The sequence below is a fragment of the Pedobacter rhizosphaerae genome, assembly GCF_900111155.1.
Lineage (GTDB): Bacteria > Bacteroidota > Bacteroidia > Sphingobacteriales > Sphingobacteriaceae > Pedobacter > Pedobacter rhizosphaerae.
On record NZ_FOGG01000045.1, the window covers coordinates 21873 to 32446 of the forward strand.

The 10574-nt window shown below is 40.8% G+C and carries 9 protein-coding genes; 1 reads left to right on the top strand and 8 read right to left on the bottom strand.

Going from position 1 to position 10574, the window contains the following annotated elements; translation table 11 throughout:
• Positions 1 to 193 precede the first annotated feature (193 nt).
• The 6 genes from BMX11_RS21985 to yiaA all read right to left on the bottom strand — a co-directional run bounded on the left by BMX11_RS21985 (position 194) and on the right by yiaA (position 7029).
• Positions 194 to 1555, bottom strand: a complete 1362-nt coding sequence (locus tag BMX11_RS21985) for an aldehyde dehydrogenase family protein (RefSeq protein WP_090888971.1) — start codon at positions 1553 to 1555, stop codon at positions 194 to 196.
• 32 nt (positions 1556 to 1587) lie between these two features.
• The gene (locus tag BMX11_RS21990; protein WP_245738739.1) at positions 1588 to 2304 is read right to left on the bottom strand and encodes a gamma-glutamyl-gamma-aminobutyrate hydrolase family protein; all 717 of its coding nucleotides are present in this window, start codon (positions 2302 to 2304) and stop codon (positions 1588 to 1590) included.
• Positions 2305 to 2307: 3 nt separating this feature from the next.
• Complete coding sequence (locus tag BMX11_RS21995; protein ID WP_090888977.1) at positions 2308 to 3456, bottom strand: iron-containing alcohol dehydrogenase; 1149 nt, start codon at positions 3454 to 3456, stop codon at positions 2308 to 2310.
• Between the two features lie 26 nt (positions 3457 to 3482).
• The gene (locus tag BMX11_RS22000) at positions 3483 to 4844 is read right to left on the bottom strand and encodes a glutamine synthetase family protein (protein WP_090888980.1); all 1362 of its coding nucleotides are present in this window, start codon (positions 4842 to 4844) and stop codon (positions 3483 to 3485) included.
• Entirely contained in the window at positions 4844 to 6157 is a 1314-nt protein-coding gene (eat, locus tag BMX11_RS22005; RefSeq protein WP_090888983.1) for an ethanolamine permease, read from the bottom strand. The genes BMX11_RS22000 and eat overlap by 1 nt, the downstream gene beginning before the upstream one ends.
• Positions 6158 to 6621: 464 nt before the next feature.
• Positions 6622 to 7029, bottom strand: coding sequence for an inner membrane protein YiaA (gene yiaA, locus BMX11_RS22010; protein WP_090888986.1), 408 nt, complete (start codon positions 7027 to 7029; stop codon positions 6622 to 6624).
• 142 nt (positions 7030 to 7171) lie between these two features.
• On the opposite strand from yiaA, the gene BMX11_RS22015 reads away from it, so the two are divergent.
• A complete protein-coding gene (locus tag BMX11_RS22015; RefSeq protein WP_245738740.1) occupies positions 7172 to 8671 on the top strand; it encodes an NAD(P)H-hydrate dehydratase in 1500 nt (499 codons plus the stop codon).
• Positions 8672 to 8843: 172 nt separating this feature from the next.
• Here BMX11_RS22015 and BMX11_RS22020 read toward each other — a convergent pair whose 3' ends face one another.
• Complete coding sequence (locus tag BMX11_RS22020) at positions 8844 to 9704, bottom strand: anti-sigma factor (protein WP_090888994.1); 861 nt, start codon at positions 9702 to 9704, stop codon at positions 8844 to 8846.
• A 2-nt stretch (positions 9705 to 9706) separates the two neighbouring features.
• The gene (locus BMX11_RS22025; RefSeq protein WP_090888989.1) at positions 9707 to 10258 is read right to left on the bottom strand and encodes an RNA polymerase sigma factor; all 552 of its coding nucleotides are present in this window, start codon (positions 10256 to 10258) and stop codon (positions 9707 to 9709) included.
• Positions 10259 to 10574 lie beyond the last annotated feature (316 nt).

A 10574-nucleotide genomic window follows, 5' to 3' on the forward strand; every position in this document is an offset into this window, starting at 1 on the left:
TTAATCCGCAATTTATTAAAAAAACGTTTTAACATCAAATAAGTTGAAGATGGATTTGTCGTTGAGATTGTTTCAGCCTCGCTTTAAAAAAAACTTCTTGCCTATCCCTTGGTCCGTGGCTCAGGGACCAATTATCTAAATCCTTCATTGTCGTATCTCTCTATAATCTTTCACAATCATAAGCATACAATACTTAGCCCCTTAAATGATACCCCTTTGGCTTAGTAAATGCCCTCAATCCCTGATGAGATAGGGTTGCTCCAATACCCGAATGCTTACGGCCGCTCCAGGGAAGTGCAGCGCTAACGCGATCACAACAATTCCAGTACCCTGATCCTGAATTAATTTGGCTTAGTATGCTTTCTGCTCTTTCCTGCTGCGCGGTATAAACCGAAGCAGTTAGGCCATATTCCGTATCTTGCATCAGAGTTAGCGCCTCTTCATCATTTTTAACTTTCATAATGCCTATAATGGGGCCAAAACTTTCTTCCTTCATGACCAGCATACTATGATCGACATCAGTTAACACCGTTGGGTTGAAATAATACCCTTTTTTGTCTTGCACGCCGCCGCCGGTAAGTATTTTAGCGCCCTTATTTAAGGCATCCTTTACCTGGTTTTCTAATACGGCAATCTGTGCTTTACGGGTTAACGCACCCAGGTAAACCTCATCAGTAGGAAGACCCTGTTTCCAGCTTTTTACTTCCGCTACAAAGGCCGCAACATATTCATGATAATTCTTTTCGTGTACATATATGCGTTCTACTGCGCAACAACTTTGTCCATTATTATAAAAAGCACCATCTGCAGTTGCCGCGGCTGTTCCTTTTACATCCAGCACATCATCCGCAATATATAATGGGTCTTTACCACCCAATTCTAACTGACAAGGGACCATTTTCGGAGCCACTTTTTCATAAATATATTGGCCAGTACGATAAGAACCAGTAAAGAAATAACCTTGAAAAGGCAGGTCTAGCAAAGCATTTCCAACAGTCTTGCCTCCAAGGGCAGTTTGAAAGGCTCCATTTGAAACGCCGGCCTCTTTTAGCAATTTTTCTATTTCCAAACCGGTAAGCGTGGCATATTCTGAAGGTTTGTACATTACGGCGTTACCGCTGAGTAGTGCAGGAATAAAAACGTTAACTCCAACCAGGTAAGGATAATTCCAGGCAGAAATGTTGCAAACCACCCCAAGCGGTTCATATTTAATTACTTCTTTTAAACCGGGCTCATCAATCATCACTTCGTCTGAGAGATATTTGTCTGCATGCTCAAGCATCCATGTAATCCGGTTTCTGGCCCCGTTTATCTCGTTTCTGGATTGTTGCAGCGGTTTGCCTACTTCGTTAGTTAAAACAAGGGCTAAATTTTCTATATGAGTGGCTAAAAGCTCATTAAACCTGCTCAGTACAGCTATTCTTTCTGCTAAACCTTTTTTTGCCCATTCAGGTTGTGCTTGTTGCAGGATTTCTAATTTATGGGCTAAACTTTGTTGGGTGTCTTCCTCTAAAGTGGTAATGATTTCTTCGGTAGCGGGATTGATGATCTGCATGCTTTTATTTTTTGAAAACAGATTTGAGGAATTTAAAATTTACCTGTATTTATTTTAACAGCATGGATAAAGGCTTCATGAATGTTTTTGCTGAAGGGGCTCTGCTGATCTTTTAAACGTTCAGGATGCCATTGTACCAAACATAAAAAGGATTTTCCTTCTGGATGAAGTCTTTCCATGGCCTCTACTACTCCATCGGGAGATAGGGCACTAGCCACCAACTCCTTGCCAATTCTATCGGTACTTTGATGGTGATTACTATTTACCAAACCTTTATCTGTGTTTACAATCTGGCTTAGCCAGGAGGAAGGATTGACGATAATTTCATGGTATCTGTCGGTATTGTTTGGCATTTTGGCGTGGTTAAACCTTCCCCAGGTGGGGATGTCGGGAATTAAGGTACCTCCAAAAAATACGTTGCCTACCTGGATTCCCCTACAAATTCCTAAAACAGGGATACTATTTTTTTCGGTGTAATCCAGTACCTTAAATTCAAATTCATCTCGATGCTCATCAATATCATCCTCATAACAGTAGGGATAGTATTCGGGCATTTGATAAAAACGCGGGTGTACATCTTCTCCACCGGTAAGCACAATGCCCTGACATTTTTTGATATCCTCAAAATTATGGAGCTTATAACCAAGTTGAATAACTTCTACCTGCTCATTATAAGATAAAACCCAGTCTCTGTAAATGTCAAATTTACTACAGTCGGTTACACCGATAATTATCTTCTCATTCATCATGTATTAAAGAGCGCTTAAATACAAAGCTTTAAAATCTTCCCGGCTTACAGGTTTAGGGTTATTGGGATGTGCGAAATCTGCAAAAGCCAAATCTGCAAGCGTTTCTATATGTTCATTACGAACGCCAATATCGCTCAATTTGTGTGGAATATTAACTTTTGAATTTAAATCGAACAGATATTTTACAACCGCCTCACCAGTTTCGTCTTTTAATTCCAGTGCCCTTGCTATTTTTTGAAAACGGTCCTCAAAGCCTTCTATATTAAACCGCATACCATAAGGAATATTTACGGCATTGGCCAAGCCATGATGGGTATCTAATAGTGAAGATAGGGGATGGGCTAGTGAATGAACCACTCCTAAGCCCTTTTGAAATGCAATAGCCCCCATCATAGAGGCCAGAAGCATTTTACTGCGACTAACCAGGTCAGGGCGGTTGGTAGCTGTTTCCAGTGCATCCTTAATGAGCGATATCCCTTCTAAGGCTATTCCATCGCACATAGGGTGAAAGTTTTTGGCTAAGTAGGCTTCCATGTTATGGGTTAAAGCATCCATTCCTGTGGCAGCTGTAATAAATGGAGGTAAATCTATAGTGAGTTCGGGATCTGCAAACACAATTTTAGCCATTAATTTGGGCGAGAACAGAATCTTTTTTTGGTGGGTTTCATCATCTGCAATGATTGCACTCCTGCCTACTTCACTGCCGGTACCTGAGGTAGTTGGAATGGTAATAAAATATGGTACATCGTTGGTAACATAAATATCTCCACCAATAAGATCGTCGTATTTAAAGAGGTCTTCCCGGTGATTGACACGCAAAACAATTGCACGGGCAACATCTAATGCGGCACCACCCCCAATACCAATAACGCTATCCCTCTGCGTTTGATCCCAGGCATCCGTTCCTTTGTAGACATCGCTTTTTACTGGATTTTTATGAATATCACTGAAAATTTCTACTGAAATACCTTTATTGCCTAAATCCTCAATAATCCTTTTAAAGAAAGGAAGTTGGGCAATGGTAGGGTCGGTAACAATGAGTGGTGCCTTTAAGTGATTGTTTTGAAGATAGGCCGCAAGTTCTTTTACTGCACCTGCACCAAAACGAATAGTGGTTGGAAAGTTAAACTGATGGATGCGATCGAATATCATGATGTACTTTTATTATTTGCTGTTAATTATATAATTTCTAAATACCGTTTCAACTCCCAATCGGTTACCGCTTTTGCATACTGCTTACATTCCCACTCACGCGTAGCTGCAAAGTGCGCTACAAATTCCGCTCCCAATAAAGTATTGGCCAACTCAGAGTTTTTCATCCTTTGGGTAGCTTCAGATAAATTTCTGGATAAAACACCGTTTGATAAATCAGTATACCCATTACCTTTTGTGGCAGCTTGTTCCAGTTTAAGGTGATGCTGTATGCCGTATAACCCAGCAGCCAAACAAGCCGACATGGCCAGGTAGGGGTTCGTATCCGATCCAACAATGCGGGTTTCCAGGCGGCTGGCTTTTTTACTTCCCGGTAATGCCCTTAAGGCTGTTGTTCTGTTATCGATACCCCAGGTAACCGTAGTTGGTGCCCAGGCTCCCTCTACTAAACGCTTATAACTGTTTATGGTTGGTGCTATTAGTGGTAAAATATGTGGCAAACAGAAAAGCTGACCAGCAATGTAGCTTTTCATTATGCTACTCATCTTGTGCTCATCGGCTTCATCATAAAAGAGATTTTTCTGAAGATCTGCGTCCCAAAGACTTTGATGTACATGTCCACTACACCCAGGTAGTTGCTCACTGATTTTGGCCATAAACGTGGCGATGACCCCATGTTTATACGCAATTTCTTTTACACTGGTTTTAAAAAGAAGTGCCTGGTCTGCCGACTGCAATGCCGGAGCATATTTAATCGCCGCTTCGTATACCCCGGGGCCAGTTTCGGTATGCAAGCCTTCAATCGGAATGTCAAATTTGCTGAGTAAATCGAAAAGGTCAGTCATGAATTCGTTTTTAAGCGAGCTTCGTAAAACGGAGTAACCGAACATACCCGGGCTTAGCGGCTTCAGGTTAACGAACCCTTTTTCTGTTAAGGATTCTGGGCTTTCAGCAAAATTAAACCACTCAAATTCTTGGGCAAACAAGGGCGAAAATCCCTGGTCTTTTGTCGAGCTAATGATTTTTTTCAGCAATTGCCTCGGGCAAACGTGATTTGGTTTTTCCTGATCATCTATAAAATCGCCTAAAAAGAATGGGACATCATTTTCCCAGGGAATTTTCCGGAAAGTGCTGAGATCAATTTTTACCTGGGCATCTGGATACCCGGTGTGCCAACCGGTATATTTTACGTTGTCGTAGGCCGCGTCATTGGCATCCCAGCCAAAAGTTACATCACAGAAGCCCAGGCGTCCTTCCGCCAATGAGGCAAATTTTTCGGCTGATACATATTTGCCCCTTAAAATGCCATCAATGTCGGCTACAGCCAATTTAACTTTTCCTGATGGATGGTTTTTTACGTAGTCCAGAATCTGTTGAGTTGTAGTCATTATTCTGCCTTTTTAAAAATTTTATACAAAAGAAATATGCCCAGAACAATGCCCAGATAAATTAATCCTAATTTAAGATTATATATCAGCATTGCGATGAAAGAAATAAAAGCAATAAGCAAAGCCAGTATGGGGAAGAGCGGGTACACCGGAACCTTAAAGGGCCTTGCTAGGTGGGGTTCAGTTTTACGAAGTACCAATATGGATATCATAGAAATGATGTAAAGTGTTAGTGCTCCAAATACCGATATGATGATGATTTCGGCCGTTTTACCGGTAAGGAGCGCAATGATGCCAATGATCATGTTTGCCACCAGGGCATTAGCAGGAGTTTGAAAGCGGGAAGAGATTTTTCCCAGAAAGGCAGGCAGACTTCTGGATTTTCCCATTTCGTAGGTTGAGCGACCGGCGGCCAGTACCAAACCATGAAAGGAGGCCACTAAACCAAATAAGCCAACGGTAATCAACAAATGGTACATCAGATTGTTATCGCCTGTTATAATGGAAAGTGCAAGTGGGAGTGGGGAATCGGAAGTTTCTCCGGATTTACCATTTTTATAAACAATGGCTTCCCACCCGGCAATGCCAATACTGGAAATAAATACCAGGATACACAGTATCACCAAAGTAAATATGCCCCAGCCAAATCCTTTACTAATATCTTTTTGAGGATTTTTAGTTTCCTCGGCAACGTTGGCTACGCCCTCAATTCCTAAGAAAAACCAGATGGCAAACGGAATGGCGGCGAAAACACCGCTCCAGCCATTAGGGAAGTTATTGTGAACTAAATTACTGGCTTGAAATTTAGGCAAGGTAATGCCTGAAAATAGGAGTAATTCCCCTACAGCCAACACTGTAACCAAAACCTCAAAAGAGGCTGCTGCCTTTACCCCATAAATATTTAGGGCTGTAAACAAAAAATATACCGCTATAGCACTGGTTAGAATAGGAATTGTAGGGAAAAAGGCATTAAAATAAGCACCAATGGCAAACGCAATGGCAGGCGGGGCAAAAATAAACTCAACCATTTGAGCAATACCAGCAATAAACCCGATATTTTTTCCCAAAGCTTTGTTGGCATAATCGAACACGCCTCCGGCCTTCGGTATCGCGCAAGCCAATTCAGCATAGCTGAAACTAAAGGCTATGTACATCATCATTACCGCCAGGGTGGCAATACACATGCCTAGCGTTCCGCCTTTTTCCAGACCAAGGTTCCAGCCAAAATACATTCCCGATATCACATAGCCTACGCCTAAACCCCAGAGCATAAAAGGGGTAAGGGTCTTTTTTAGTCCATTTGTTTCTGCCATATCGGTCTGAACAATTATAGGTGAATAATATATTCTGCTCGGAAATGATTGCCACTCAAATACTAAACAATCCAAAAATTGATGTTTTGCGTCTTCGTGGTTAAACTATATATTCGGTATTGATGAGGTTAATTTAACGATATTTTTGAACGAAATATCAACCTTTTATAGATATATCCGTTTGGGATGGATAATGTACTATGTTGGAGTTCAGCTAAATGTCAGAAATGTTCTATAATCTTTATTTGTTATTGAAAACGTTATAGAATTTAAGAAGATAGGAGGCTGTAACATAAATTACCATTCAAATCTGTCAAGTTGAGCCCCCGGCTTAAATTGGGACAAGTAAGTGCAAAACGCTTTAATAACGCTTAATTAGATCCTTCCACAACTTGTCCTGATTTTACATCGGGGAGCTCATGATGACAATCGATCTTTATGATATAGCCTCCTCTTAAGGGATATTAGTTCGTATCCTGATTTTTATTGAAGATTTGTGCATCCCTCGTGTTTTTCTGGACCGTAATTGCCCCGAATAAAGAGAGTAGGAATGCGAAGGCATAAAAACCTTTTTCGCTCGGCAATAGTGTAGCATTCCACAAGCCTATTATTAATAAAGCAATAGTAAGAAGTGTAGAAAACCAGCTAATGCCATAATAGATGTCCGTTACCGGAATACCCTCGAGTTTATCGCGTACAGCTTTTTGTAAGGAAATTACGGCGAACAAGCCGAACATCAGTACCGTAAAATAATATCCTTTTTCATTTAAGAGCATATCAGAGCGCCACAGGCCTACAATAAAGCCTATCATTCCGATACCTAATGCAAGCCACGCTGCTGCGATGAATGCATTGGATGGTTTTTGGTTCATGGTTTGAGATTTAATTTAATTCAATTGAAAACGTAAAGCTAATATAATTGTTATCATCAACAAGCGATTTATGATGACCTAAATCAACTAAAACCGATCTTAGCCAATTACTATTTGGCATGGAGATACTTATATTCGTGATATGCAAACATTGCTAACCTCGGCGCAAATGCGCAATGTAGATGAATTTACCATTACCCATCAACCCATTGCTTCGATAGATTTGATGGAAAAAGCTGCTCGTGCCTTTGTTAAGTGTTTCTTAAAAACAGAGTTTAATGCACACAAGCGTGTAGCCATATTTTGTGGTAAAGGTAACAATGGAGGTGATGGGTTGGCCATAGCGCACCTGTTACTCCACAATGGTTATGAGCATGTGAAGGTTTATATCGTTAATTTTAGCGCCAGGCAAAGCGATGATTTTGCGATAAACCTGCAACGGATTGATGAATCCCGATGTAAGAAAGTAATCATTAACCACCCTTCAGAACTCAAGAATGTAAAAGCTGATTTAATTATAGATGCTATTTTAGGCTCCGGTTTAAACAAACCGTTGGCAGGCGACTATGCGGAACTGGTTAAAATAATTAATAAGCTTCAAAAAAGGGTTTATGCTGTTGATGTGCCTACAGGCTTCTTTTCAGAAGGGGAGCTCTCAGCTGATTATAATGGAATAAAAGCATATAAAACCATTTGCTTTCAAAGGCCGAAGATCAATTTCTTTTTTCCGGAATCGGCGGTAGCTACAGAACACCATGAGGTAGTGGATATACAGCTGGAAGAAGCTTTTATTGAAAGTCTTTCTACAGATTTTTATCTCACCGAAAGAACGGATATGGTAAGGCTAATCAAAAACCGTAAGCCATTCAGTCATAAGGGCACCTATGGTCATGCCTTGCTTATTGCCGGAAATATTGATACTATGGGAGCGGCATTGCTTTCCGCTAAAGCTTGTTTATATGCCGGTGCGGGCTTAACCACGGCTTGTATCCCCGCCACTGGATTAACAGCTCTCAATACTTTATTGCCAGAGGTAATGGCCTTGCCCAGAGATGAATACACCAGAATTGAGAATCCCGCAAAATATAAAGCCATAGCCATTGGTCCGGGATTGGGCATAAATTCGGATAACGAGAAGCTTCTGGAAAGCCTTATTCTGGCTGCCCGGCCCTTGGTTATTGATGCTGATGCACTGAATATTTTAGGGGAACGACCAGATCTGCTGGATATACTGCCTGCCGGATCTATTTTAACCCCTCATGTTAAAGAATTTGATCGCATATTCGGAGCACATGAGAGTTGGTGGGCTAGAGTTCAAACCGCTATAATTTGGGCCCGAAAGAAACAGGTTGTTATTATACTTAAAAATCAGTTTTCATTTGTATGTGTACCCAACGGAAAGGTCTTAATTAATCCAACCGGAAACCCCGCCATGGCTCAAGGTGGAATGGGAGATGTTTTAACTGGAATTTTATCGGCCTTACTTGCTCAAGGCTACTCTGCTACTGATTCCGCTAAAATAGGTTGCTATATACATGGTCTGGCGGGCGATTATCTGGCCTCCGAACGCCATGTGGTAACTGCTTCTGAAGTTGCTGAAAGAATCCCTTTTGAGATGCATTTACTTAGTGCTACAAACTAATTAATGTTGGGCAGTGTAGAAATGCAGCAGCACTTCTGGATAACTATTAAAAAGATTACTTATTGCCTTGCAATGACGGTTTTGAGTTGTTTTTATGCACCAAGTCTTGATACTAATACTAGTTGCTTGACACTGATTACTTGATACTAGATACTTTATACTAGGTACTAATTTACACCCCACCCATTACAGTAAGCTTGTCCATGGTAGGATTTACGCTTCCTCCCGTAGGTTCTAAGGTTACAGCGAAAGCCTGAGCTTTTTCTATGGTTTGCATTTTGACTAAAGCTTCTTTACCTGTAGAGTCACTGCTTCCGAAAACACCCAGACTAACTGGTTTTCCATCTACTAATGCCCAGAGCTGGTATTCGTGATTGGCATCCGCTTTAGGTAGATCCATCGCGATATAGTTAATTAAAACGCTCTTATCTTTCTTGTTCCAGTAAACTTTCATCTTTGAAGAAGGGCTGTAAGCCTGTCCTTCCATTCTGATAGTGGCCCATTCCTTACTGTCGGCCATTGCAGCAATGTTATCTAAACCTTGATTTTGAAATTCCAGTTTTCTCACCACTCCGGCAAATTTCTGCTTGTCAAGATTAAGACTTGCAATCTGATCGTGCGCATCATTCAGTTTATTGTAGGTAATAAAGAGTGCTGCTGTGCTGATGACTAATAAGGCCACACAAGCAACCAAAGCATAACGCAGGGTTCTTACCTTTCCTGCGCTGTTATCCATAAGAACGACTTTAGGTTCCTCTGCGTAAGTAGCACTGGCCTGAAAATGATCATCTTCCAACTTGGAATCTGTTAAACCTAATTTCTCAAATAATCGGGTTTCAACATCTTCAGAAGGAGCTATCGCATTTTGAATGGCATATTCTTCCATGGTCGCTTCAATAGCAGCTATTTCATCTCTAACCTCAGGGTGTTGAAATGCCATTTCTTCGACCAATAACGCTTCTTCAGGTGATAAATCACCTAAAACGTACAGCTCAAGTACTCCAGATTCGATATATGCTTTTAAATTTTCCACGCTCAATTAAAACTCCTCCTCAATTCTATAATAGCCAATCTTATTCGGGTTTTCACCGTTCCCAAAGGCAAATCTAATTTCTCTGCTGCTTCAACATGTGTGAAGCCTTTATAATAAACCAAGTTTAAAACATTTTGTAAGTCTGGTTTCAGATTTTCTACAAGTTGTTTAACACCAAGTACATCGGGGTTAAACGTTACCTTGTTTTGATCATCAACGAAACTTACGTTATTTTCAATATCTTGGTTTTTGAGTGAGTTCTTAAAATCTTTAGAACGAAGTTTATCAATAGAAAGGTTGCGGGCAATATTCATCATCCACGTAAATAAACGTCCTTTGGTATTGTCGTAGTGCTTAGCAGATTGCCAGATTTTTACGAAAGTTTCTTGTAAAACATCCTCTGCTAATTCAGTATTGATGATAATGCGAGAGATTACCCCAAACAATGCGGAAGAATACATGCTATACAATGTTTTCAACACTGCGGGATCCTGGGATTGCAGTGCCGAAACAAGTTCAGGCTCGGTTAGGGTTAATTTTTTTAATGCACTCACTATTATCAGCTAAGTTACAATACTGAACACTAAAAGCAAAAAAATGTTTTAGAAAGACATTCCAGAGAGGAGTGTTTTTTTGGTGTGCGGTTTGTTGTTTTAAGCATAAAGGGCACCCGCCTCGCAGCCATAACAACTTTATTTTACCACAAAGGGCACAAAGAGAAGGCACAGAGGGCGCTAAGGTCATTTAACCATGTAAGCCCATAAAGATATATAAGTTGGATAAGTTAGGCCACACGCCTCAATAACTCACAACCCATAACACTTTATTTTACCGCAAAGGGCACAAAGTGAAGGCACAGAGGGCGCTAAG

Bases quoted from the DNA above. Each gene is read 5' to 3' on its own strand.
- BMX11_RS21985 (WP_090888971.1), bottom strand. From the start codon at position 1,555: ATGCAGATCATCAATCCCGCTACCGAAGAAATCATTACCACTTTAGAG.
- BMX11_RS21990 (WP_245738739.1), bottom strand. From the start codon at position 2,304: ATGATGAATGAGAAGATAATTATCGGTGTAACCGACTGTAGTAAATTT.
- BMX11_RS21995 (WP_090888977.1), bottom strand. From the start codon at position 3,456: ATGATATTCGATCGCATCCATCAGTTTAACTTTCCAACCACTATTCGT.
- BMX11_RS22000 (WP_090888980.1), bottom strand. From the start codon at position 4,844: ATGACTACAACTCAACAGATTCTGGACTACGTAAAAAACCATCCATCA.
- eat (WP_090888983.1), bottom strand. From the start codon at position 6,157: ATGGCAGAAACAAATGGACTAAAAAAGACCCTTACCCCTTTTATGCTC.
- yiaA (WP_090888986.1), bottom strand. From the start codon at position 7,029: ATGAACCAAAAACCATCCAATGCATTCATCGCAGCAGCGTGGCTTGCA.
- BMX11_RS22015 (WP_245738740.1), top strand. From the start codon at position 7,172: ATGCAAACATTGCTAACCTCGGCGCAAATGCGCAATGTAGATGAATTT.